A 22,675-nucleotide genomic window follows, 5' to 3' on the forward strand; every position below is an offset into this window, starting at 1 on the left:
TATATTTTAACTGTGATCGCGCGGGGAATGTGATACCCGTATCACTTTCAGTCAGGGTGAACTACGGCGTTATTTTATACGCGCCCCGGAGATAAGCTTGATTATTAAGTGGTAATAAACATGAATTAAGCACTGGTTAATGAAGAGGCGAAAGCCTGAAAATTTATTTGAAAATAAAATCTTCTGATAATCATTAACTTAAAAATATGTGAAAAAAGGAGAACAAATCTGGCCCAAAAATTTACGTTAAAAAGAAACGCATAATTGTTTATTTAATGAACGCCAGATTGCGCTTAAGTCTCTACTTTTGCACTTAATTACCTGCGTGATAATATTTTTTTAACATATATCCTGTGATTATTTTACCCAATATATTTTCTTTTTCTGATAATTATTGAATTTTTTTGAATCTGTTCAAATAGCGTAGGCGCTAAAGGATCATTCTTTCACTGACGATAAACAGTTAAACAATTTTTATCATTTTAACGTGATGGTGAATGCAATGGCTTTAGTGACGTCGTTTGGCGAGAAAGTGAATAATCTGAGCGTCGGCAAAAAACTGACGTCGGGTTTTATTATTGTGCTGTGCATTATGTTGCTGATTGCTGGTGCCGGAATTTATGGCTTTCGCCAGGTGGATGAGAATGCCCGTAAGGAAACGCTGACCGTCAGTATCGTGACTGCCCTGAACGAAGCGCGTATTAACCGCACGATCTTCCAGCTGACCGGCGAGGAAAAATACGCCGAGCTGAACGCCAGTGCGCTGCGTCAGGTGGGTGAGCAGCTCGCGTCGCTGTCGCAATTTAATATGGATACCGAAGGGCGCGCCCGGTTTGCGGCCATGCAAACCAATCTGCAAACTTATCTCGGCGTGCGCGACAAATATATTCAGACGCTGCGCCAGCGTAATACGCTCGCCGCCGATCTGCATGAGCAGTGGCCGTCTCAGTTTATCGATCAGGCATCGGCGTATAGCGAGCAGGCGGACGCCAGCCCGCAGGCGGCGATGCTGGCGGCCCGTCTTGCCGCGAAAGCGCAGCAGATACGGAGCGCCGTCGACGCGCTGATCACTCATGGCGACCGCGAGACGCTGAACAAACTCAACGAGCTGCTGGGCAGTATCGACACAACCGCCGCGCAGCTGGGAGCCAGTACGCGTGATACGCCGCTGCCGTGGCTCTCTGCATTGACCGATCAGACCCGTATGCTGCACAGCAGCGCCGCGCTGTTTGTGTCGGCTTCAGGCGATCAGCAGACACAATCGACCGCGCTCAGCAACGCCGCGACCGCACTTAATGAAACGGTGAGCGAATTCCATGAGTTTCGCAAAATGCGCATGGCCAATTCCATCAGCCATGTTGAAACGCTGATGCTCACCGGGACGCTGGCAGGCGTATTGTTTGGGCTGATTGTCGCCGCGTTCATTACGCGCAATATCACCCGCCCGCTGCGTGAAACGTTAGCAGTGGCGAACCGCATCGCGCAGGGCGATTTGACCGTCACCGTCTCGTCGCTGCGCCGCGATGAACCGGGCCTGCTGATGCAGGCGGTCGGCACCATGAACGACAGCCTGAAAAGCATCATTACCCGTGTGCGTCACGGCGTCGATAACGTCTCGCGCGCGTCGTCAGAAATCGCTGCCGGGAATATCGATCTCTCATCGCGCACCGAAGAGCAGTCCGCCGCCGTGGTGCAGACGGCGGCCAGCATGGAAGAGCTGACATCTACCGTGAAAGAAACCGCCGGTAACGCCCAGCAGGCAAGCCAGCTGGCCGCGCAGGCTTCCACCAACGCCGATCGCGGCGGGAAAGTGGTGAATGAAGTGGTCGAGACGATGCGTAATATCCAGGCGAGCTCCGGGAAAATCGCCGACATTATCAGCGTTATCAACGGTATTGCCTTCCAGACCAACATCCTGGCGCTGAACGCCGCCGTGGAAGCCGCGCGCGCCGGTGAGCAGGGCCGCGGGTTCGCCGTGGTGGCGGGGGAAGTTCGCACCCTGGCAAGCCGCAGCGCCACCGCCGCCAAAGAGATAGGCGCGCTGATTACGGAGGCGAACCAGCGTGTCGAAAACGGCGCGCAGCTGGTGGCGAGCGCTGGTGAAGCGATGGAAGATATCGTCGGCTCCGTCGCCAAAGTGCGTGAAATCATGGATGAGATCGCCCGCGCCTGTACCGAGCAGAGCCGCGGCATCGCGCAGATTGGCCAGGCCATGTCGGAAATGGACACCACGACCCAGCAGAACGCCGCGCTGGTGGAGGAATCCTCCGCGGCCGCCTCGTCGCTCGAAGAGCAGGCGCGCGAGCTGGAGCAGATGGTCGCGATATTTAACGTCGGCACCAGCGCGCCTCGCCGTGCTGAGCCCGCCGCCGTACCGGTCACGGCGCCTGCGCCGAAAGCGCTTGCGGTGGCGGGTGCTCAGGGCGAATGGGAACATTTTTAAGCGTCAGCTCAGGCATACATTAACCCCGGCTTGCCGGGGTTTTTTTATTCGCAGAGGCAGGGCGATTCCCCCGACACTGACGCCTGGGTTGCTATACTCTCTGGGTTGCGGCGCGAACCGCGCTTACGTTTCCCGGCAACAGGACGTTCCCTTCAGGCGGGCCCAGGAGAAATTATGATTGTGCTGTATAACGTGGCGATTGTATTGCTGACGGTCGCGGCGATGGAAATCGTGGCGGCGCTGACGCACAAATATGTGATGCACGGCTGGGGATGGGGCTGGCATCTTTCCCACCATTCGCCGCGCAAAGGCTGGTTTGAAGTCAACGATCTCTACGCGGTGGTGTTTGCGGGCGTGGCGATTTTGCTTATTGCGCTTGGGGCAGGCGGACGCTGGCCGCTACAGTGGATTGGCGCGGGGATGACGCTCTACGGCGCGCTCTATTTTATCGTGCATGACGGGCTGGTTCACCAGCGCTGGCCGTTTCGCTATGTGCCGCGCCGGGGTTATCTGAAGCGGCTCTATCTGGCGCACCGGCTGCATCACGCGGTGCGCGGGCGCGAAGGCTGCGTCTCCTTTGGTTTTCTCTACGCGCCACCGGTGGCTAAGCTGCAGGCGGTGCTGCGTGAGCGTAACGGTCGTCCTGCGCGCGCGGCCGCTGCCAGAGCGCCGAAGGGCGAGGCGACGACGACGCGCCGCGAGAACTCACGGCCATAACCGCGCCTTTCGCCAGCAGGGCCACTTTCTCGGCCTTGCTGGTGCCCTGACGCGTTTCCCACGCGTTAACGCCCGCGCGCTTCACCTTGACGCCAATCTCCCGGTAGACCCCATGCGCGGTGGCGATAGCCCAGGCGCTGCGTAGCGGCAGACCGGCAAGCCCGGCGCGCGCCGAGGCGTAATACGGCTCCGCTTCATCCACCAGACGTGCGGCGAGACGCGCCAGCGCCGGGCGGTGCGCGCGGTCTGTCAGCGTGTCAGCGCGCAGCCCTTCCTCCTGAAGCCACACCTCAGGCAGATAACAGCGCCCGATGGCGGCGTCTTCGACAATATCCCGCGCAATATTCGTGAGCTGAAACGCCAGGCCCAGATCGCAGGCGCGATCCAGCACGGCCTCATCGCGCACGCCCATCACGCGCGCCATCATCAGCCCCACCACGCCCGCCACGTGATAGCAGTAGCGCAGCGTGTCATCAAAGGTGTGATAGCGTTCTTCGCGCACGTCCATCGCGAAGCCTTCCAGATGATCGAGCGCCAGCGCAGGCGGGATCTGATGTGCCAGCGCCACCTCCTGAAACGCCGCGAAATTTGGCTCGCGCATCGGTTTGCCCGCGTAAGCCTCAAGCGTCAGCGCGCGCAGCAGAGCGATGCGCGCCTGCGGGGTGTCAGTCGGCGCGTCGGCCGCGCGAAAACCAAGCGCCTGCCCGTCAGTCACATCGTCGCAGTGGCGACACCAGGCGTAGAGCATCAGCGCGCTGCGCCGGGTTTTCGCGTCAAACAGTTTCGAGGCGGTGGCAAAGCTTTTGGAGCCCGCCTCGATGGTTTCAGTGGCATGCGTCAGCAGCGGTTTGTCACTCATGCATGCCCCTCCAGCATCAGCCCGGCGGTAGCCTTCGCCGAGCCGATAACCCCCGGAATGCCCGCGCCGGGGTGCGTGCCCGCGCCGACTAAATAGAGGTTATCGATGCGGCTGTCGCGGTTATGCGGGCGGAACCAGGCGCTCTGGGTGAGGATAGGCTCTACCGAAAACGCGGAGCCATGATACGCGCCGAGCTGGTCGCGGAAATCGAACGGCGTGAACATACGGTGCGTCACCAGTTGATCGCGAAGGCCCGGCATATAGTGCTGCTCAAGATATTCAAAAATCCGGTCGCGCAGGCGCGGCCCTTCGACATCCCAGTTCAGGTTCGCGGTGCCGAGGTGCGGCACGGGGGCGAGCACGTAATAGCTGCCGCAGCCCGGCGGGGCCAGTGATGGATCGGTGACGCACGGCGCGTGCAGATAGAGCGAGAAGTCGTCCGCGAGTGAGTCGCGTTTGAAGATATCTTCAATCAGCCCTTTGTAGCGCGGCCCGAAGCAGACGGTGTGGTGTGCGAGCTGGCTGTGGTGGTGATTGAGCCCGAAATAGAGCACGAACAGCGAGTTGCTCATCCGCTTGCGGCGCAGCGAGGCCGCCTGCGAGACGCCGCGCGGGTGATGGCGCAGCAAGTTGTTGTAGGTATGTACCACATCAGCATTCGACGCCACGGCGCGCGCGGGAATGCGTCGCCCGTCGGCGAGCGTCACGCCGCTGATTTTGTCGCCCTGGGTATCGAGGCGCGTCACTTTGGCGTTAAGTTCAATCTCGCCGCCCAGATCGGTAAACAGCTTCACCAGCCCCTGCACCAGCGCGCCGGTGCCGCCGCGGGCGAACCAGACGCCCCACTGGCGCTCCAGCGCGTGGATAAGCGTATAGATTGATGACGTCGCAAACGGGTTGCCGCCCACCAGCAGGGAATGGAAAGAGAACGCCTGGCGCAGATGATCGTCTTCGATAAATTTCGACACCATGCCATACACACTGCGCCACGCCTGAAGACGCGCGAGCTGCGGGCCCGCGCGCAACATATCGCGAAACGAGAGGAACGGCACCGCGCCAAGCTTCAGATAGCCTTCTTTAAACACCGCCTGCGAATACGCGAGGAACTGGCGATAGCCTTCGACATCGCGCGGGTTGAAGCGGGCGATTTGCGCCTCAAGGCTCGCCTGATCGTTATCGTAATTAAACACCTGGCCGTTCTCCCAGCACAGGCGGTAGAACGGCGTGACGGGCAAAAGATCGACATAATCGGCGATGTTTTTACCGGCCAGCGTGAACAGCTCCTCAATGGCTGAGGGATCGGTGATCACCGTTGGGCCGGCGTCAAAAGTAAACCCTTTATCTTCATAAACATACGCCCGCCCGCCGGGTTTATCGCGCTGCTCAAGCAGTAAGGTGGGAACGCCCGCCGCCTGTAAGCGGATAGCCAGGGCCAGGCCGCCAAAGCCGGACCCGATAACAACAGTTTTAGTCATGATGAAAAGCTCGCAGCCGGGGAGTTTGCTTTAGCACGGCCTGCATGGCTTCGCCCACCGGAACCGGGGGTTTGCCTGTCAGCAGTCGCGCCATATCCATTGGGGTCAGTCTTCCGGCGTAAAACCGGGCGATAAGCCCCGCATTGAGTCCATAAAAGCGCTGCATTACCTGCCAGCGTTGGTCCGGTTTTCCGGCCAGAAACAGCATCCGGTTCAGCAGCCGGAAAAAGCGCTGACGCCGCCACTGGCGCTGCGCGTAATCTGCCGTCAGCGCATACAGCGCCGCTGAAGAGACTGGCGGCTGCGCGGCGATAAGATCGGCAAGCGTTGCCGCGTGCGGCAGCGAATAGCCGGTCGTCGCGTGGAACAGCCCGGCGCGCAGGCCTGCGCGCGCCACGCCCTGCGCCTCGCGCCAGAATGCCTGCGGCGCGCCGGTAAGCGTAATCGGCAGATTGCCGCGCTCCTCGCGCTCAAGCGTCGCGAGCTGCCAGCCCTGCGAACGCGCGTAGCTGGCGATATTTTCCCGCGCGCGGTCGTGATCGAGTGTGGCGCTGTCGATGTAATGCGTATCTTCTATCAGCAACGTGTCGGGCGTGAGCGGCAGCGTGTAGACAAACCGGTAGCCGCCCTGTTGCGCTACCGTGGCGTCCATCAGAACAGGGCGCGTCAGGCCGTGGGGCGCGGCGAGCCGCCACTGCTGGCCGAGGAACGCCTGCTGGCCTGCGGTGAGATGCGGGCTCGCCTGCCAGCCGCGGCCGTCAATCACCGCGCGGGCGTGCAGCGTGCGCCCGTCGGTGAGCGTCACGCTCTGCGGCGTCAGGCTCGCGACCGGCGCGTTGCGCCAGAGGCGTTCACCCACGGTTTCCTGCAAAACGTGAGCGAAACGCTCAGACGTAACGCTGTAGTAGCCGCCATCCAGCGTGCGCGTCAGCGCCGGAAAGCGCACCTCGTAGCCGTCCCAGCGGTGCGCCACCAGCGGTGTGAGCCAGGCGTGCTGTTCGGCCGTGAGATCCGCGCCGTGAAATGACCAGGTGTGATTACCGCCGGGCGCGTCGCTTGCCTCCAGCAGCAGCACGTTCAGCCCCGGCTGTCGCGCGCGCAGGCGCAGGGCGATCAGCCCGTTCGCCAGACCGCCGCCAGCGAGAATCAGATCCCACTGCGTGTTCATAAGGGAGCCTGCGCGAATACAGGGCGGCGCTCATCCAGCGCCTGTTCAGCGATCTGCGCCGCGCGCACGACGCCACCCGCCTGCGCCAGCGCGCGCTGCATCGCGACGAGACGCGCGCGGCAGCGATCGTCGCCAAGCAGCGTTTTAAGCTTGCGGGCAAAGGTGCGGCGTCCGGCGAAGCGCGAGACGCGCTGCCCGATGCCGCAGTGCTCCACCCGCGCCGCCACGCCGGGCTGATCGAACGCCAGCGGCACCACTAACAGCGGCGTGGCGCTGGCGATAGCGTCCATCACCGTGTTAAGCCCGCCGTGGGTGATGACGGCATCCGACTGGCTGAGCGCCAGCGGCTGATCGGTAAATCCCGTGACCTGTGTGGCACCGCAGGCTTTCAGCGCGCTGGCCTGCGCGTCATTCAGGCCGCCGCAATGCGCGACCAGCAGTTCGACGTCAGCGTCGCGACAGGCGCGGGCGATGGTGCGAAACAGCCCGTAGCGATGCCCCTGTAACGTGCCGAGTGAGGCGAACACGCGCGGGCGTGTCGCGTCTGGCACCGGTTCCGCTACCGGCGGCTGCGGCGGACGCAGCGGACCGACTGCATGAAAGCAGGGCGGCAGTGCGTGGCGCGGGAAATCGAGCGCGCTGAGCGTCTGGCTGATTTGCGCCAGCGGCGAGAGACAATCATGCAGCCCGCGACGGGGCGAGAGCCCGAAGCGCTGCGCGTGGTGGGCAATCACTTTACTCTGGCGACCCATCAGCCAGTCGTGTATCTGCTGGCTGGTCTGGTAAATCTTGCGGGCGCGCGGCGTCTGCGCATAGCGAAACGGCATGACCGGCAGCGGAAGCCCTGCCTCGCGGTTAACCGGCAGGGCGCAGGCGACCGAGACAAACGGCAGCTCCAGCGCGTCGGCGACGATACCGCCCGCGGGCTCCATCTGATCGACAATCAGGCCGTCCACGCCAAGACGCGTCAGCGCGTCGGGCAGCTCCCGGCACAGCATGTCGGTGGTACGCGCCAGGTCGTCAATCAGGCTCAGGATGGCCGGGCCACCCGGGTGCGCCGTCAGGCGTAAGGTGCGGGCGAGGCTGCCGGGCGGATGGCTCGCTTCGCCTACCGGATAAAAGCCGATGTTCGCATCGTCCAGCAGCGTGCGGGCCTCGGCCTGCTGAATAAAGGTGATGCGGTGCCCGCGCGCGATAAGCGCCTGCGCGAGCGCCTGCATGGCATGAACGTGACTGTAAAGCGGGGGCGTAATGACCGCGTAATGGCTCATTCCTCATCCCCGACGCGTACCAGCCGGGCCTCACGCAGCGCGCTGAGGCTGGCGCTGCCGGTGCAAAAACAGGCGACCCGCAACTGTTCAATCACGACTGCGAAATGGTCCAGCACGGCGCTGGTGGAGGTGGTCGCGCTGCCGAGCACCGCCGCGGCCTGCCCGACGAGACTTGCGCCCATCGCCAGGGCTTTGGCGGCGTCGATACCGTCGCGAATGCCGCCAGAGGCGATAAGCGGCATCGACGGGAACGCCTGATGTATCTGGCGCAGCGCCTGGGCGGTGGGTATGCCCCAGTTGGTAAAGGCCATCGCCACGTTACGGGCATGGTCGCTCGCCGCGCGCTCACCTTCCACGGCGGCCCAGCTGGTACCGCCTGCGCCTGCCACATCCAGCATCGTGACGCCTGCCTCCGCAAGCTGGCGCGCCACCGGCACCGAGAGCCCGGCGCCGACTTCTTTCACCACCACCGGCACGGACAGTGCGTTTACGACGCGCTTGATGGCTGCCAACACGCCGCGCCAGTCGCGATCGCCGCCGGTCTGGAGCGCTTCCTGCAACGGATTAAGATGAATAATGAGCGCGTCGGCTTCCACCATCTCGACGGCGCGTTGGGCGTAATCGAGCCCCTGAACGCTGCCGATTTGCGCGGCACCGAGATTCGCCAGCAGCGGGATATCCGGCGCGTACCGGCGCAGTTCGCCCGTCAGCCCCCAGTTGTCCTCGCTTTCCAGCGCCACGCGCTGCGAGCCGACGCCCATCGCCAGCCCCAGCGTCTGCGCGGCTTCGGCGAGGTGACGGTTGATATCGCTCGCGCGCCGCGCGCCGCCGGTCATGGAGCTAATCAGAATCGGCGCTTTCATCACGCGGCCAAACAGGCGGGTGCTGAGATCGATGTCGTCAAGCGCGAGTTCCGGCAGGGCGCAGTGCTCAAAACGCCACTGCTCAAAGCCGGTGCGAATCGTTTGTTTAGCCCGCTCCGGGTGCAGAACGATATCCAGATGATCGTTCTTGCGTTGGCTCAGTTCCTTGTCCTTCATTCATACTCCAGTAACAGTCACTGTCGGCGACACGGCGCGCGTTCAGCCAAACATAGCCAGCTGTTTATCAAACCAGGCGTACATAAAACGGCGGGTGGACGCGCCGCGCGAACAGGCACCGGTGAGATGCTCATCGGCGCGCAGCAGGTGATCGCGCAGGCGCTGATGCACCGCTTCCGGGCCAAGCATCGCCACCAGCGTCGATTTCCCGGCGTCTTTATTAATGTCTTTACCGGTATGGTTCAGGCCATCCGCCAGATCGTCAAGCAGCTGGAACGCCTGGCCGAGATGGCGCGAGAACTCGCGAAGCTTATGGCGCACCGAGGCGGAAGCGCCGGCGGCAATGGCGGCGATTTGCAGCGTGGCGTCGAACAGCACGCTGGTTTTGAGATCGTTGGTGGCGAGTATCGCCTCGGCGCTACGGGCCTGGTTGCCTTCGCTGAGATCGCGAAACTGCCCCTGCACCAGCCCCTGCAACCCGACGGCGCTGGAAAGCTCGCTGACCGCCTGAGTTTTACAGCTGTCGGATAACGGACTGGCCTGGGCCACTACGCCGAATGCCCGGCTGAGTAACGCGACCGCCGCGAGGATCGCCACGCTTTCGCCATACTGGCGGTGGATGGTGGGTTTACCGCGGCGCAGCAGAGCGTTGTCCATACACGGAATATCGTCGAGCATCAGCGACGCGGCGTGCACCATCTCCACGGCGCAGGCGAGATCCATCAACGCGGGCTGACTGGCGTCGCAGCCGAGATCGCGCGCGGCGAGAATGAGCAGCAGCGGACGCACCCGCTTACCGGGCGTCAGCGCGCCTTCGCGCATCGCGGCGCAGACCAGATCGCGCTCCTGGCCCGGCGGCAGAAGCTCGTCAAGGCGGGTTTGCAGCGCATCGCGCAGCGCCTGCAATTCGATTTCCTGCCCTGAAGATTTCACGGCGTTAGCGTTCATGGTTAAGGCCTCTGATGGTGTCCGTTATCGCTGTGGCGTGGAAGGAATGAAAAGCGCAACTGCGCGCGAGTGCCGCCCTCAGGCGCGCGGCAGTCGTCGCATCAGGCGAAATGTGGGATTTTTGGTGTCTGAACAACTGATTATCTTCACGGTAATCTTTCCGGATACGTTCTTAAAAAGCGTAGCGTAATCCCGGAAAATTTCTTCAGCTAACCTCAGTGTGGCACAAAACTTTACAATTCTGTGAGCTGTTGTACAGGTTTATGCGAGCAGAGAGCGCAGCAGCGTCATCACCTGACGGACTTCATCCTGCGTGAGCGCGCCATCTTTGGCGAAGCGGATGCGGCCATCTTTATCCAGAACCACCACGGCGGAACCGCCCGGCTGAAGCCGCCAGGCGCGCTGCACCGCGCCCTGGCCGTCGAGCACAAAGACCGATGAGGGATATGCTTTTTTGGTGCTTTCCAGACTGCGGCGCACAAAGATGGCGCTGCCGGGAATGGCGTCATCGGTGTTGATTATCGTGGTGGCCTGAAATTTATCTGCCGGCAGCTGCGCCGCCGCGATGGCGTCGCTGATGCCTTTATTCAGATCTTTCGCCGACAGCCTGCCCGCCACATGCAGCACCAGGCCCACTTTGCCGCTAAGCCGCGCGCTGTTCCAGTCACGATAATCAATCTCGCCCTGATTCAGCGTCAGCTCGCCGCGCTCAGCCACGCCAACCGGTGCCACCCGTTCGCCTTCTGTAAAATTGTGCGCGCAGGCGAAAAAGGGCAGCAGAGTGCAGATGAGCAGTAACGAACGCAGCATGGGAAATCCTCAATATGGGGAGTTGGGAAAAGTGTAGTGGAGATTGCCCGGTTGGGTTGAGGGATGACAGATGAGCGTGTTCTGACGTTTTGATCGGGAGAAGAGTGAGGTTATTGATTTTGAGGTATAAAGGAAAATCAAAAACAGGGAGACGAGAATGATGGGATGGATCAAAGCCGCGTTGTGTAGTATCGGCGTGATGTTTTTCTCAGGCGCTGCATGGGCTGAAAAAATCCAGTGCCCGACTACTCTGACAGAGAAAAATCACGTCCACAGGCTGAATCTGGTCGATGTGTTTGAAGGCCCGCCGGACGAGCTTGCGTCCTTATTGCCGAGAAAGGCTATGTTGGTTTCAAAGGTGTAACGACCGGCTTTGTTGAAGCCTCTTATATCTTTATGAGTGAGTACGCTTTTACTAAATATGATGCATTAAAGCTCCATGATGTACTGGAATGAGTTTTATCGGTCTTTAGATAAGCTTATTAAAAGCAGTATGAATGATGCACCTCTTATAAACGGGTTTCTACGGTCTATCATCTAATTTTAAATAATACCCGCATACCGTTGTAAAAACCACTTTTCGCAATATTAACGCTTATTGTAGTGTGTTCTAAAAGACCATGGTGGCGCGAATTGATGTGCGAAAAGATGAGATTGTTTCGATACTCAATAATTAAATAATACAGCGAAAGAAAGGCATCGCTCCTGAAACTATACATCGGTATAGGCACCGTTGAGTAATGAGCAGCATGAGATATTAACTTGCTAAGGATATTTTTTCTGGTGGTATCAAAAAAACAATTTTAAAATTCTTCGTTGGTCTTAATATGCTAAATGAACTCTTGAAATTGTTGTGTAGATTATGTGTGGGAATCTTTGGAGAGTAATGATCGCTTAGGTTGTGATTATTATTTTTTAAAAATGATAGCCCTTTTTCAGGGCCATCAATACCAGCGATTGTATTTAATATAGAAAAAAGAAACGATGATGAACCATAATAATGTGAGTATTCCCGAATAATCTTCAATGAAATAAATAAACAAAAAGGCCCCTGCAAGTATAATTGCAATTGGGACCAGGTGGGAATGCGCTGCCCATAAGAAGGCAAATATTTTCTTCATCTTTTTAACATTTCATATAAAGCATCGCCAATAATTTCCTCGTTATTGCCTCCAGATTCAACTTGATAGATGATTTTTGACATTTGTGGTTCAATAAGGAAGTATAACATTTCTATCTTTTCACGAAAAAGTACCTGATAATATACTGCGTCTTGAAATTTAAGTTTATTTGCGGCCAGTGCGGCCACTTCGGCTTTAGAATAAAGAGTCACCACTTTAATAAGCCAGCTGGACATTTCATTAACTTTTTGAATATATGATTCTTGAAACTTGCCACTGCTTACAATCAATTTGGCAATTGTCAGTGACAGAGCCATCTTACTCGTGCGCTCTGCTGATTCATATGCTTTCTCACCAATTTTTTGCTTTATATAAGATACAAGGGTGTTGCTTTTTTCGTCTCCGAGACGCTTAAAAGTTTTCTGGAAATAAAGCTGAACCATATCGAGAACAACATCGTTTCTTTTATAAATTTCTAATAAAGATAAATACAAACGCTTATCTTCACCCCATTGTTCATGACATGTGCTTCTGTAATATTTGTCAGGCATCATGCATGAGCCATAGTTAATAATACGCTGGCTTCCAAGCTTAACGTCTTCGACGGTTTGCATGTGAGTGGCATAGACCTCCTTCACAGCTTTAGTTAAAGCAATTGCCAGCCTTTGATCTGACTGCGCTTTCAATTTGAGATAGTTTTCTGCCATTTCCATGAGCCTTGTTGTAACATTTATGGTTAATGATTGATCATGGTCGCTTGCAGGAGCAAGGATAAAGATGAAAAAAAGTCGTAAAATACTCGTTTACGTTATAGCTGCGATTATTGCTCTCCTAATAATTCCTGAGATCATCTTAAGGGAAGTTCCAAATGACATGCTTGCTAGTCTTGGAGACTTTACAAGTTTGGGCGGTTTAATAAGCCCTTTCCTCTCTGCGATGATTTTTATTGGTGTATCGTCAATACTGATCGGGATTCTCAGCGTGTATGCAGTGAGACAATTTTACCGTTTTTTAGTACGCGTGAAGAGTAAATAACCTGACATGAAATAGGGTTAGGCACTACTCAGATACAGCGACCTATTGCTGCGATGGTTTACCGGATATGAGGGGTGTTAGCAGCCCGCCGAAAAAGGCTTCCAGCGACTTTTTGTGCGTGAACTGGTCGGCGTGTTTGAGCGCAGCTGGCCCTGTTCGTTCCAGCATCCCACGCTGAAAGAAATCGCCGGCTGGCTGACGGAGCATAGCGGCATCACGGTCACGGTGCCGGATGCGGCCTACAGCGACAGGCCGATCCCGCACTTCACCCATTCCGGCAGCGGGTTCCAGTTGCTGGATAATCTGGGCCGCGCGTTTGGTGTGAATGATTACGTCTGGTATCAGCTGCCGGATGGCTCTCTTTATCTGGGCGGCGCGGAAAAGGCGCTGTTTGCCGGGCGGCCCGTGGATATTCCGGCAGACTTTAACCAGGGCGCTGCCGGTGGCAACAGCATGACCATCCCTCTGGTGCAGACCCTGCGCCCCGGTGTGGAGGTGAACGGACAGCGGGTGACGAAAATAAACCTGTCCGGTGACAACATGACCATCACATGGACGCCGCGCGACAAGGCAACCGGCAGGCCGTTACAGAAAACCCCGATTCAGCGCCAGATAGAGGCGCATTATCCTGAGCTGGCCTCCGGGCTGCATCTGCCGAAATTTGCGCGGGTGGTGGCGCACAGCGAGCCGGTGAGCAGCGGGAATTTTTCTGATCCGTTCCGCCCGCGCTATGCCGTTGACGTGCAGCTGCTTGACGCAGACGGTAAGCCGGACGGTAACACGCCGGTTTATTCCGCCGTGCCGCTGCCGGTGCCGATGGCCGGTAATGATTCGGGGATGTTCCAGTTTCCGCCGGAAGGCACGCTGGTTGAAGTGGGCTTTACCGGCGGGCGTGCGGATAAGCCGTTTGTACGCCAGGCCGTGCCGGATGGCACAAGCCTGCCGGACGTGAAGCCGGGCGAGCAGCTGCAACAGCAGCGGGAAGAAGTGTCACAACGCGTCACGCAGGCCGGTGACTGGGTGCGCAAGACTGACCAGACCATCAGCGAAACATCCATGAGCCGCGAAGTGACCGCAGACCTGGAGCGCCGCGAGCTGGTCAGCCGTGAAACCACGGTAAAAGCCACGGATAAAACCACGGTACTGGGAACGGTCAGCCTGCTGGCCGGTGCCGTTCAGCATGTGGCCACCGGCGATTACGCCATCGCAGCCAGCGGCAAATTTCTGGCTCGCGTGGAAGGCGATGCCGAAGCTGAAATTGACGGCCACCAGAAAACGCACGCGAAGGGCGGCATTGAGACGCAGACCGATGGCGGGCTGACCGAGAAAATCGCGCAGCTGCGTAAAAGCGTCGCGGCGGGCGGTCAGCAAATTATGGGGCCAACGGTACACATCGGCAGCGAAAGCGTTAACACGCTGCAAATGATGCTGGATACCATAGACCTGCTGGCACAGCTGGCCAGCCAGTGCGCCAGCCATTCACACCCCGGCACCGGCGGGCCTACCACTGCCGCCGCGTTCAGCCAGACGGCGGCGCAGGCGACACAGACCCGCAGCCGGTACGAAAACATTATCGCCTGATCCGACAAAATGCCCGCCAGTACGCGGGCTTTTTTATGCCTGTCATTAACCCATCCAGAACGCACCACAGCGCCCGCATCGCGTTGACCGCGCACCGCCATCCCTGAAACAGATCCCGCCCGCCTCGTTGCGCTGACGCAGCCACAGCCCCACAAAATAAAACGTTCGCAGACAAAAACGGCACTACACCGCACCCGCCTGCAAGTTTTGGATCACAAAAATTTTTCAGTTTTGTTTTTTTACAAATGATATCGCCAGACCGCGCCAGCGCTGGGGCTTTGCCAGAAAAACGAAACTGAAAAGATTGAAATGAATTTCACTTTTTTTCAGTAAAAAGGATCTCTGATGTTTTAGGTGGATTTCATAACATGCAGAAATAAAAAGGTTTTTTTAATTTTATGCGAAAAGAAAGGATCTGCGGCGTCACGTTATACCGGGGCGCGAGAAGCCGTAAAAGTTAGAGCTGGCGCGGCCTGCCGGTGAAAAGCCTGTTTCCGCATGACTGAAAAAAAACGCATAGCGTATACTGTGATTATATACAGTAAAAATATTCTGCAGGGGTGTGATATGGGGCGTTTGGCCATTAGCGGTGCGCTTTTTATTTTTAAGAAGCGAGGGGAAAAACTGGAGCCGTGGGAATCTGAAACTTGTAACGGCTGGCCTGATCATCGTTATGTGCTCTGGCCACGCGCTGAATGGTGGGATGTTCGTTATCTGAAAAGAACACAAGAGGGTAAAGAGTGGTTGCCTATCGCGGAAAAGCCCTTTGCTGATGAGTCGGCGGCATGGCTGGCTGCATATAGTCACTGGCTGAAACGGTCAAAATAGGAGTAGAGCCTTACCAATACAAAATTAAGCCAGGTGGACACTGGACAAAAAAAGGGACTACGTTCTCACATGTCCCCCTTATTTTATTTTTGGAGCTTGCGTGAGTAGAACGCGCGGAAAATCCCTGCATACTTAATCCGGTTTTTCCGTTTGCCTAGTAGTTACGGCGAGTGTTGAAGAGGAATGATTTTTGGGCATAAGACTCTTAAAACTGGTTTTGTCTGCTTCAAAGAGGCATATAGAGTAATCTTTTAATGATGCGCTGATCCCTTTTGAGCCGTATAAAGATAATAAGACATATTTCTCATTTGGGTCACTACTGCATGCGGTACTGTCTACCATAACCATTGCTTTTTCATCTTTAATGGTACCTTCACCAGTATATCCACCTATGAAATAACAGATAGCGGGGAGTACGCAAATTGCAAACGCTATAATGTAATATTTCTCAGCTTTGTAAAACCCAGAGTCAATACAAAACATGTTAAAAGCAACAAAAACTATAATGCCAGCGGAAGCAATTAAAAATATATTGTAGTAAAGTCTTTCATGACTTCCAAAAAACTTCCAGAGAATTAAAATAGCCAAGCCAATAGTAATTATTGTCAAAAAACCAATTTGAGAAAAAATCATCCTTAATATTTTATTTATTTTTCCTTTTAGGCCAGCAGGTGTCTCTTTGAGTTTTATGGGATGTATTTTTTTTAGTATATCATCGTGTTTAGTAGTCCCGTAAGCATCAATGAAACTCATTAATAATTGCAGCGCAAGTATGCCTATGCCTGATATTATTGGTATGATAAACGATTTGATTATATCTAAAGGTGACAGCAAGCTAAAAACGATTTGCAGATCTATTTTGAAGTTATACCAAAAGCCACATATGAATGAGAATCCGGGTGATGCTGCCAACTTACTGATTTAGTGTATGATGGTGTTTTTGAGGTGCTCCAGTGGCTTCTGTTTCTATCAGCTGTCCCTCCTGTTCAGCTACTGACGGGGTGGTGCGTAACGGCAAAAGCACCGCCGGACATCAGCGCTATCTCTGCTCTCACTGCCGTAAAACATGGCAACTGCAGTTCACTTACACCGCTTCTCAACCCGGTACGCACCAGAAAATCATTGATATGGCCATGAATGGCGTTGGATGCCGGGCAACCGCCCGCATTATGGGCGTTGGCCTCAACACGATTTTCCGCCATTTAAAAAACTCAGGCCGCAGTCGGTAACCTCGCGCATACAGCCGGGCAGTGACGTCATCGTCTGCGCGGAAATGGACGAACAGTGGGGATACGTCGGGGCTAAATCGCGCCAGCGCTGGCTGTTTTACGCGTATGACAGGCTCCGGAAGACGGTTGTTGCGCACGTATTCGGTGAACGCACTATGGCGACGCTGGGGCGTCTTATGAGCCTGCTGTCACCCTTTGACGTGGTGATATGGATGACGGATGGCTGGCCGCTGTATGAATCCCGCCTGAAGGGAAAGCTGCACGTAATCAGCAAGCGATATACGCAGCGAATTGAGCGGCATAACCTGAATCTGAGGCAGCACCTGGCACGGCTGGGACGGAAGTCGCTGTCGTTCTCAAAATCGGTGGAGCTGCATGACAAAGTCATCGGGCATTATCTGAACATAAAACACTATCAATAAGTTGGAGTCATTACCAGAATCCGCAAGTAAATGTATACGTAGTTAAAAAAAGGTTTTAGGTATATCAAGAAGAAATTTATTGGACATTACAATGTATCCATTACTCTTAAAAATTGTTGATTATCAAGTTAACAAAAACTATTAGCACAGCTAGTTATTTGCAAGGATAGCGAACAAGATTTGTATACCTTACTTAACTATAAGCGACAGTGTAGGCACGTACAATGCATACATCTAAGTGCTACCTAAAAAACTCACCCAAGATGCCATGATCATTGACTCGTACATAACACGGCTTGCTTAGCACAAAGCATGTGCTCTAGGTTCCCATTTCTGAATGGGGGACAAAAAGGGGACATTTGGAATCATAAAAGAGAAAGCCACTTACCAAGAAGTGGCTTAACTCTATGATTTTACAGCTAAAATTTGGTGGCCCCTGTTGGGTTTGAACCAACGACCAAGCGATTATGAGTCGCCTGCTCTAACCACTGAGCTAAGGGGCCGTGGCGCTGGATTATAAAGTAACTGGCGACGCCAATCCAGTCTCGGTGTCGCGGCTGCTGAATTTGTAAGCAGGCGCGGCGTTAGGCTTTATACTTTATAGATCCGAGAGTTAACAGGAGAGGACATGATTAACGATATTCTTGAGCCGGGTCTGCGGGTGGTCTTTTGCGGGATCAATCCGGGAAAGTCGTCGGCGCATACGGGCTTTCACTTTGCGCATCCGGGTAACCGCTTCTGGAAGGTTATTCATCTGGCCGGGTTTACGGATCGCCAGCTGAAGCCTGAAGAAGAGCGTCATTTGCTGGATACGCGCTGTGGCATCACGAAACTCGTGGAGCGCCCGACGGTGCAGGCGAACGAAGTGGACGTAAAAGAATTGCATGAAGGCGGGCGCAATCTCATTAAAAAAATCGAAGATTTTCAGCCGGATGCGCTCGCGGTGCTGGGCAAAAAAGCCTATGAGCAGGCATTCAGCCAGCGCGGTGTGAAGTGGGGTAAACAGAAGCTGAAAATCGGTAAGACGGAAATTTGGGTGCTGCCTAACCCGAGCGGGCTGAATCGCGCTTCGCTCGATAAGCTGGTGGAAGCCTACCGGGAGCTCGACGACGCGCTGGTGGCGCGCGGCAGATAACAGAACGGCGCAACTCTCGCTGCGCCGTTATGAGCAGAAAAAGGCAGGTGGTTTAGCCGCCAGCCTGTTCAATAATCAGCTTACCGAGCGACGACTGGATGCGGAAGCAGAGCGTCTTGATTTGCGACTGATACATCGTGATGACAATGTCGTTTAGCTCCGGCGTCATCCCGTCTTTCAGCGCCAGATATTTCCCTGTTTTAGCGGAAAGCGCGTCCATTTCAGCGGCGTAGCGGCTGTAGGTTTTCGGGCCGTAGTGCTTGAGCGCGTCGAGCTCTTTACGGCAGGTCGCCATGCTGTTAGCGCTTTCAGAGGCTGCCGAAAAAGGCTGGCTTTCAGGCTGCTGTGGAGCAGGCGGCGTTTGCGCGGCGACCGGAGCGGGCGCTGGCGTAAGCGGCGTTACCTGGTTTTTTGGCGGCTGGCTGGCGCATCCGGCCAGTAAAACGCATGTCATAAATAACAGCGACTTGTTCATCCCGGTTCCTTGCAATGTTATCAACGCGATGTTTCATTTTTATACGCAAAATCTCACAGCAAATTACTCAGAATCTATAATCCTGACAAATTCTTTTTGCTAATTAATCCACGCATATCACGATGATTTATCGTTGCAGGGCCGCCTGTTGAAAGGTAGCCCGTAAAAGTCGCTTCAGTCATTTCTGGTGCCAATAAAAAAGCCCTCCGAAGAGGGCTTTTTAAACACGTTATTACAGACGATTAATCGTCCAGGAAGCTGCGCAGCACTTCAGAACGGCTCGGGTGACGCAGCTTACGCAGCGCCTTCGCTTCGATCTGACGGATACGTTCGCGGGTTACATCGAACTGTTTACCCACTTCTTCCAGCGTGTGGTCAGTGTTCATGTCGATACCGAAACGCATACGCAGCACTTTCGCTTCACGCGCGGTGAGACCGGCCAGCACGTCGTGCGTCGCCGCACGCAGGCTTTCGGTGGTCGCGGAGTCCAGCGGCAGCTCGAGGGTGGTATCCTCGATGAAATCCCCCAGATGCGAATCTTCATCGTCGCCGATCGGCGTTTCCATGGAGATAGGCTCTTTGGCGATTTTCAGCACTTTGCGGATTTTGTCTTCCGGCATCAGCATGCGCTCGGCCAGCTCTTCCGGCGTCGGCTCGCGGCCCATCTCCTGCAGCATCTGGCGGGAAATACGATTGAGCTTGTTGATGGTCTCAATCATGTGCACCGGAATACGAATGGTGCGCGCCTGATCCGCGATAGAGCGGGTGATGGCCTGACGGATCCACCAGGTTGCATAGGTAGAGAACTTGTAGCCGCGGCGGTATTCGAATTTATCTACCGCTTTCATCAGACCGATGTTGCCTTCCTGAATCAGATCGAGGAACTGCAGACCGCGGTTGGTGTATTTCTTGGCGATAGAAATAACCAGACGCAGGTTCGCCTCAACCATCTCTTTCTTCGCACGACGCGCTTTCGCTTCGCCGATAGACATGCGACGGTTGATATCTTTTACCTGCTCGATGGTCAGGCCAGTTTCTTCTTCGATCTGCTGCAGTTTTTGCAGGCTACGGTGCACATCTTCCGCCACGTCGTGGAGCTTTTCAGACCACGGTTTGTTCATGGCGATAGCCGCGTTGAACCAGGTTTCGCTGGTTTCGTTGCCGGTGAAGAGGGTGATGAAGTTCTTCTTCGGCATTTTGCACTGCTCAACGCACATCTTCATGATGATACGTTCCTGGGTACGCACACGGTCCATCATGGTGCGCATGCTGTTCACCAGATAGTCGAACTGTTTCGGTACCAGGCGGAACTGTTTGAACACTTCAGAAAGCTTCAGGATCTCTTCCTGAGACGCCGCGTTGCTGCGGCCTTTGGCTTTGATGGTGTCGCGGGTCACTTCGTACTGGGTACGCAGCTCGCCAAATTTTTCACGGGCCAGTTCCGGATCGATGCTGTTGTCGTCGTCGCTGCTGTCGTCGTCAGACTCTTCGTCTTCATCTTCGTCATCATCCATCTCTTCCTGAGAGAGTTCTGAGCCGACATGCGTCGCGGTAGGCGCCAGATCTTCTTCGGCGTTCGGATCGACAAAGCCGGTGATCAGATCCGAAAGACGCGCTTCGCCCGCTTCAACGCGATCGTACTGCTCCAGCAGATAGGTGATCGCTTCCGGGTATTCGGCGACAGAGCACTGAACCTGATTGATGCCGTCTTCGATGCGTTTAGCGATGTCGATTTCGCCTTCACGGGTCAACAGCTCAACGGTACCCATTTCACGCATGTACATACGAACCGGGTCAGTGGTGCGCCCGATTTCAGATTCAACGCTTGAGAGCACCTGGGCCGCAGCTTCTTCCGCGTCTTCGTCGGTGCTGTTGGAGTTTTCAGCAAGCAACAGATCGTCGGCGTCCGGCGCTTCTTCCATCACCTGGATGCCCATGTCGTTAATCATTTGGATGATGTCTTCGATCTGATCGGAGTCGACGATATCTTCCGGCAGATGGTCATTGACCTCGGCATAGGTCAGATAGCCCTGCTCCTTACCACGGGTGACAAGAAGCTTAAGCTGTGACTGCGGGTTTTGCTCCATAAGACGGTATCCACACTTATTTCATGAGGTTGGTGTCGGTAGGCGTTGCCGCCAACAATAACGTGTGCCCCGGGGTTCATATCACAACATGTTGCAAGCGACGGCGTTTCAGTAGTGCCTGGACGCTTCGACAGCGATATAAAACCACAGGGCGGTGCGGGCTGTTTTATTATTGCCGCTGCCCGGCAGTGCGGCTCTCGGGTGCACCCGATCGTCAATCGGCAATTAAGCCGCGGAATTTATTTTCTGGCGCGCGCCTCGGTAATGATGCGCACTTCTTCGCGCTCCGCTGCGCTAAGTCCCTGGGTGCGCGAGCGGGCGATCAATTCTGTTAGTCTCAACTCGAGCACTGAATCAAACATATGGTCCAGCGCGTCGGTGAACGTTTTCTCTGCGATATCCTTATCTGCTATATCGTCCCACGTTGAGAGTTTTTCAAGGGTAGCGGCTTCTTTTGTACCGCGATAATGTTCGAGCAACTGCCCGGTGGTCAGACCAGGCTGCGAAAGACAAGTATTGACCAGCTCTGCAAAGAGCTCCAGTCCTGGCAGCTTTGTTTTGTCCAATGCGGCCAGTGAGGGCACCAGGGGTGCCAGCTCAGGATTCTGGACTAATAATCCTATCAGTATACGCATGGTTGTACGCTTTAGCGTCGGCGCAGGCCGCGTTTGCGAATTATCTGCCTGGCGCGTCATCAATCGCTCAAGCTGGCTGTCATCCAGAATGCCGAGCTTGTTGCCTAACTCCTGACGCAGATAGATGCGCAGCGTCTCGCCCGGCACCTGGCTGATTAACGGCAGCGCCAGCGTGCTGAGCTGCGCACGCCCGTCCGGCGTGCTTAAATCTACCTGCGGCAGCAGGCTGTTAAACAGGAACGTCGAGAGCGGCTGTGCCTGCTCCATACGCGCCTCGAACGCCGCTTTGCCTTCCTGACGAACCAGCGTATCCGGGTCTTCGCCATCGGGCAGAAACATAAAGCGTAGCTGACGTCCGTCCGTCATGTAAGGCAGCGCGGTTTCCAGCGCGCGCCACGCGGCGCTTCTGCCTGCTCTGTCGCCGTCGTAACAGCAAATCACGTTATTCGTGACACGAAAAAGCATCTGGATATGCTCTGCCGTGGTCGCGGTGCCGAGCGAGGCGACCGCATAGTTGATGTCATACTGCGACAGCGCCACGACATCCATATAACCTTCGACCACCAGAAGCCGCGGCGGGTTCGGATCGCTTTGCTGCACTTCATAAAGGCCATACAGCTGGCGGCCCTTATGGAAAATATCGGTTTCCGGGGAGTTTAAATATTTCGGCAGCGCATCGCCTAACACGCGGCCGCCAAAGCCTATCACTCGCCCGCGCTTATCGCGGATGGGGAACATCACCCGTTCGCGAAAGCGGTCGTAACTGCGGCCCTGATCGTTGGTCACCAGCATGCCCGCGTCGATAAGCGACTTGCGGTTTTCGCTGTTATTGCCAAAACGCTTGAGCACGTTGTCCCAGCCCGGCGGCGCGTAGCCAATCGCGAAACGTTCAATAACCGATTCGCTCAGCCCACGTTTTGCCAGGTACTGGCGCGCTGGCTCGGCGCTTTGCGCCTGTAAGGCCTGACGATAAAAACCGTTCAGCCCGTCCAGCAGCTCATACAGCGTCTGGCGCTGGTGACGCTCTATTTGCGTCGGTCCGCTACCCGCTTCGAACGGCACTTCCAGATTATGCATGGCCGCCAGCTCTTCGACGGTCTCGACGAATTCGAGCTTGTCGTAATTCATCAGGAAGTCGATAGCGTTGCCGTGCGCGCCGCAACCGAAGCAGTGATAAAACTGTTTTTCGCCGTTTACGGTGAAAGAGGGGGTTTTTTCATTATGGAAGGGACAGCACGCGTGGTAGTTCTTGCCCTGCTTCTTGAGCTTTACCCGTGCGTCTATCAGGTCGACGATATCGGTGCGAGCCAGCAGATCATTGATAAAGACACGTGGGATTCGTCCAGCCATAAGCCCCGTTTTTATCAGCCCATAAACGAGAATAAGCCGCGCATTC

General features: G+C 55.7%; 19 protein-coding genes, 1 tRNA gene and 1 pseudogene. 8 read left to right on the forward strand and 13 right to left on the reverse strand.

From position 1 onward, the window contains the following. Positions 1 to 502: 502 nt before the first annotated feature. Together CSK29544_RS25085 and CSK29544_RS07920 are read left to right on the forward strand one after the other, a co-directional pair. Positions 503 to 2,443: a methyl-accepting chemotaxis protein gene (locus CSK29544_RS25085; RefSeq protein WP_029039003.1), complete on the forward strand. Its 1,941-nt coding sequence runs from the start codon at positions 503 to 505 to the stop codon at positions 2,441 to 2,443. Positions 2,444 to 2,617: 174 nt separating this feature from the next. Beyond that, positions 2,618 to 3,160 (forward strand): sterol desaturase family protein, encoded by a 543-nt coding sequence (locus CSK29544_RS07920; RefSeq protein WP_029039004.1) that lies wholly within the window; start codon positions 2,618 to 2,620, stop codon positions 3,158 to 3,160. Here the strand turns inward: CSK29544_RS07920 and crtB are convergent. The 7 genes from crtB to CSK29544_RS07960 all read right to left on the reverse strand — a co-directional run bounded on the left by crtB (position 3,048) and on the right by CSK29544_RS07960 (position 10,731). Further along, entirely contained in the window at positions 3,048 to 4,019 is a 972-nt protein-coding gene (gene crtB, locus CSK29544_RS07925; protein ID WP_029039005.1) for a 15-cis-phytoene synthase CrtB, read from the reverse strand. The genes CSK29544_RS07920 and crtB overlap by 113 nt on opposite strands. After that, positions 4,016 to 5,494: a phytoene desaturase gene (locus CSK29544_RS07930; protein WP_029039006.1), complete on the reverse strand. Its 1,479-nt coding sequence runs from the start codon at positions 5,492 to 5,494 to the stop codon at positions 4,016 to 4,018. Before CSK29544_RS07930 ends, crtB begins: the two co-directional genes overlap by 4 nt. Then, entirely contained in the window at positions 5,487 to 6,662 is a 1,176-nt protein-coding gene (gene crtY, locus CSK29544_RS07935) for a lycopene beta-cyclase CrtY (RefSeq protein ID WP_029039007.1), read from the reverse strand. The genes CSK29544_RS07930 and crtY overlap by 8 nt, the downstream gene beginning before the upstream one ends. Further along, the gene (locus CSK29544_RS07940) at positions 6,659 to 7,933 is read right to left on the reverse strand and encodes a glycosyltransferase (protein ID WP_029039008.1); all 1,275 of its coding nucleotides are present in this window, start codon (positions 7,931 to 7,933) and stop codon (positions 6,659 to 6,661) included. Before CSK29544_RS07940 ends, crtY begins: the two co-directional genes overlap by 4 nt. Further along, positions 7,930 to 8,973, reverse strand: a complete 1,044-nt coding sequence (gene fni / locus CSK29544_RS07945; RefSeq protein WP_029039009.1) for a type 2 isopentenyl-diphosphate Delta-isomerase — start codon at positions 8,971 to 8,973, stop codon at positions 7,930 to 7,932. Before fni ends, CSK29544_RS07940 begins: the two co-directional genes overlap by 4 nt. Before the next feature lie 42 nt (positions 8,974 to 9,015). Then, entirely contained in the window at positions 9,016 to 9,921 is a 906-nt protein-coding gene (locus tag CSK29544_RS07950) for a polyprenyl synthetase family protein (protein WP_029039010.1), read from the reverse strand. Positions 9,922 to 10,182: 261 nt separating this feature from the next. After that, a complete protein-coding gene (locus CSK29544_RS07960; protein ID WP_029039012.1) occupies positions 10,183 to 10,731 on the reverse strand; it encodes a YtfJ family protein in 549 nt (182 codons plus the stop codon). 157 nt (positions 10,732 to 10,888) lie between these two features. Between CSK29544_RS07960 and CSK29544_RS07965 the strand changes: the two genes are divergently transcribed. Then, on the forward strand, positions 10,889 to 11,095 hold the full coding sequence (locus CSK29544_RS07965) for an STY0301 family protein (RefSeq protein WP_038860519.1): 207 nt from the start codon (positions 10,889 to 10,891) through the stop codon (positions 11,093 to 11,095). A 753-nt stretch (positions 11,096 to 11,848) separates the two neighbouring features. Here the strand turns inward: CSK29544_RS07965 and CSK29544_RS07970 are convergent. Further along, positions 11,849 to 12,559 carry a hypothetical protein gene (locus CSK29544_RS07970; protein WP_029039013.1) on the reverse strand — a complete coding sequence of 237 codons (711 nt, stop codon included), beginning with the start codon at positions 12,557 to 12,559 and terminating at the stop codon, positions 11,849 to 11,851. A 70-nt stretch (positions 12,560 to 12,629) separates the two neighbouring features. Between CSK29544_RS07970 and CSK29544_RS24545 the strand changes: the two genes are divergently transcribed. The 3 genes and pseudogenes from CSK29544_RS24545 (at position 12,630) to CSK29544_RS07985 (ending at position 15,296) form a co-directional block, all read left to right on the forward strand. Further along, the gene (locus tag CSK29544_RS24545) at positions 12,630 to 12,887 is read left to right on the forward strand and encodes a hypothetical protein (RefSeq protein ID WP_029039014.1); all 258 of its coding nucleotides are present in this window, start codon (positions 12,630 to 12,632) and stop codon (positions 12,885 to 12,887) included. Positions 12,888 to 12,920: 33 nt separating this feature from the next. Further along, positions 12,921 to 14,468 (forward strand): annotated as a pseudogene (locus CSK29544_RS07980) (hypothetical protein); the annotation flags it as partial. A gap of 498 nt (positions 14,469 to 14,966) precedes the next feature. Beyond that, the gene (locus tag CSK29544_RS07985; RefSeq protein ID WP_042390296.1) at positions 14,967 to 15,296 is read left to right on the forward strand and encodes a hypothetical protein; all 330 of its coding nucleotides are present in this window, start codon (positions 14,967 to 14,969) and stop codon (positions 15,294 to 15,296) included. A gap of 132 nt (positions 15,297 to 15,428) precedes the next feature. On the opposite strand, the gene CSK29544_RS07990 is transcribed toward CSK29544_RS07985, so the two are convergent. After that, positions 15,429 to 16,049, reverse strand: a complete 621-nt coding sequence (locus tag CSK29544_RS07990; RefSeq protein ID WP_029039016.1) for a hypothetical protein — start codon at positions 16,047 to 16,049, stop codon at positions 15,429 to 15,431. Between the two features lie 200 nt (positions 16,050 to 16,249). Here CSK29544_RS07990 and CSK29544_RS07995 point away from each other — a divergent pair. Then, positions 16,250 to 16,947, forward strand: a protein-coding gene (locus CSK29544_RS07995; protein WP_095033700.1) for an IS1-like element IS1B family transposase whose coding sequence is annotated in 2 segments (ribosomal slippage) — positions 16,250 to 16,499 and positions 16,499 to 16,947 — 699 coding nt in all. Because the reading frame shifts where the segments join, the coding sequence is not laid out codon by codon here. A gap of 427 nt (positions 16,948 to 17,374) precedes the next feature. Here the strand turns inward: CSK29544_RS07995 and CSK29544_RS08000 are convergent. Next, a tRNA-Ile gene (locus CSK29544_RS08000) sits at positions 17,375 to 17,450 on the reverse strand. A 125-nt stretch (positions 17,451 to 17,575) separates the two neighbouring features. Between CSK29544_RS08000 and mug the strand changes: the two genes are divergently transcribed. Further along, entirely contained in the window at positions 17,576 to 18,082 is a 507-nt protein-coding gene (gene mug / locus CSK29544_RS08005; RefSeq protein WP_004385589.1) for a G/U mismatch-specific DNA glycosylase, read from the forward strand. 52 nt (positions 18,083 to 18,134) lie between these two features. On the opposite strand, the gene CSK29544_RS08010 is transcribed toward mug, so the two are convergent. From CSK29544_RS08010 to dnaG, 3 genes are all read right to left on the reverse strand, one after another. Then, the gene (locus CSK29544_RS08010; protein ID WP_007897018.1) at positions 18,135 to 18,557 is read right to left on the reverse strand and encodes a YuaE family lipoprotein; all 423 of its coding nucleotides are present in this window, start codon (positions 18,555 to 18,557) and stop codon (positions 18,135 to 18,137) included. Between the two features lie 242 nt (positions 18,558 to 18,799). Then, positions 18,800 to 20,644, reverse strand: a complete 1,845-nt coding sequence (gene rpoD, locus CSK29544_RS08015) for an RNA polymerase sigma factor RpoD (RefSeq protein ID WP_004385591.1) — start codon at positions 20,642 to 20,644, stop codon at positions 18,800 to 18,802. 239 nt (positions 20,645 to 20,883) lie between these two features. After that, entirely contained in the window at positions 20,884 to 22,629 is a 1,746-nt protein-coding gene (gene dnaG, locus CSK29544_RS08020; RefSeq protein WP_004385592.1) for a DNA primase, read from the reverse strand. Positions 22,630 to 22,675: the final 46 nt, after the last annotated feature.

This window comes from Cronobacter sakazakii (genome assembly GCF_000982825.1).
Taxonomy (GTDB): Bacteria; Pseudomonadota; Gammaproteobacteria; order Enterobacterales; family Enterobacteriaceae; genus Cronobacter; species Cronobacter sakazakii.

Bases quoted from the DNA above. Each gene is read 5' to 3' on its own strand.
- CSK29544_RS25085 (WP_029039003.1), top strand. From the start codon at position 503: ATGGCTTTAGTGACGTCGTTTGGCGAGAAAGTGAATAATCTGAGCGTC.
- CSK29544_RS07985 (WP_042390296.1), top strand. From the start codon at position 14,967: ATGACTGAAAAAAAACGCATAGCGTATACTGTGATTATATACAGTAAA.
- rpoD (WP_004385591.1), bottom strand. From the start codon at position 20,644: ATGGAGCAAAACCCGCAGTCACAGCTTAAGCTTCTTGTCACCCGTGGT.
- crtY (WP_029039007.1), bottom strand. From the start codon at position 6,662: ATGAACACGCAGTGGGATCTGATTCTCGCTGGCGGCGGTCTGGCGAAC.
- dnaG (WP_004385592.1), bottom strand. From the start codon at position 22,629: ATGGCTGGACGAATCCCACGTGTCTTTATCAATGATCTGCTGGCTCGC.
- CSK29544_RS07940 (WP_029039008.1), bottom strand. From the start codon at position 7,933: ATGAGCCATTACGCGGTCATTACGCCCCCGCTTTACAGTCACGTTCAT.
- CSK29544_RS07920 (WP_029039004.1), top strand. From the start codon at position 2,618: ATGATTGTGCTGTATAACGTGGCGATTGTATTGCTGACGGTCGCGGCG.
- CSK29544_RS07970 (WP_029039013.1), bottom strand. From the start codon at position 12,559: ATGGCAGAAAACTATCTCAAATTGAAAGCGCAGTCAGATCAAAGGCTG.
- mug (WP_004385589.1), top strand. From the start codon at position 17,576: ATGATTAACGATATTCTTGAGCCGGGTCTGCGGGTGGTCTTTTGCGGG.
- CSK29544_RS07950 (WP_029039010.1), bottom strand. From the start codon at position 9,921: ATGAACGCTAACGCCGTGAAATCTTCAGGGCAGGAAATCGAATTGCAG.
- CSK29544_RS08010 (WP_007897018.1), bottom strand. From the start codon at position 18,557: ATGAACAAGTCGCTGTTATTTATGACATGCGTTTTACTGGCCGGATGC.
- CSK29544_RS07965 (WP_038860519.1), top strand. From the start codon at position 10,889: ATGATGGGATGGATCAAAGCCGCGTTGTGTAGTATCGGCGTGATGTTT.
- CSK29544_RS24545 (WP_029039014.1), top strand. From the start codon at position 12,630: ATGAAAAAAAGTCGTAAAATACTCGTTTACGTTATAGCTGCGATTATT.
- CSK29544_RS07960 (WP_029039012.1), bottom strand. From the start codon at position 10,731: ATGCTGCGTTCGTTACTGCTCATCTGCACTCTGCTGCCCTTTTTCGCC.
- CSK29544_RS07930 (WP_029039006.1), bottom strand. From the start codon at position 5,494: ATGACTAAAACTGTTGTTATCGGGTCCGGCTTTGGCGGCCTGGCCCTG.
- fni (WP_029039009.1), bottom strand. From the start codon at position 8,973: ATGAAGGACAAGGAACTGAGCCAACGCAAGAACGATCATCTGGATATC.
- crtB (WP_029039005.1), bottom strand. From the start codon at position 4,019: ATGAGTGACAAACCGCTGCTGACGCATGCCACTGAAACCATCGAGGCG.
- CSK29544_RS07990 (WP_029039016.1), bottom strand. From the start codon at position 16,049: ATGAGTTTCATTGATGCTTACGGGACTACTAAACACGATGATATACTA.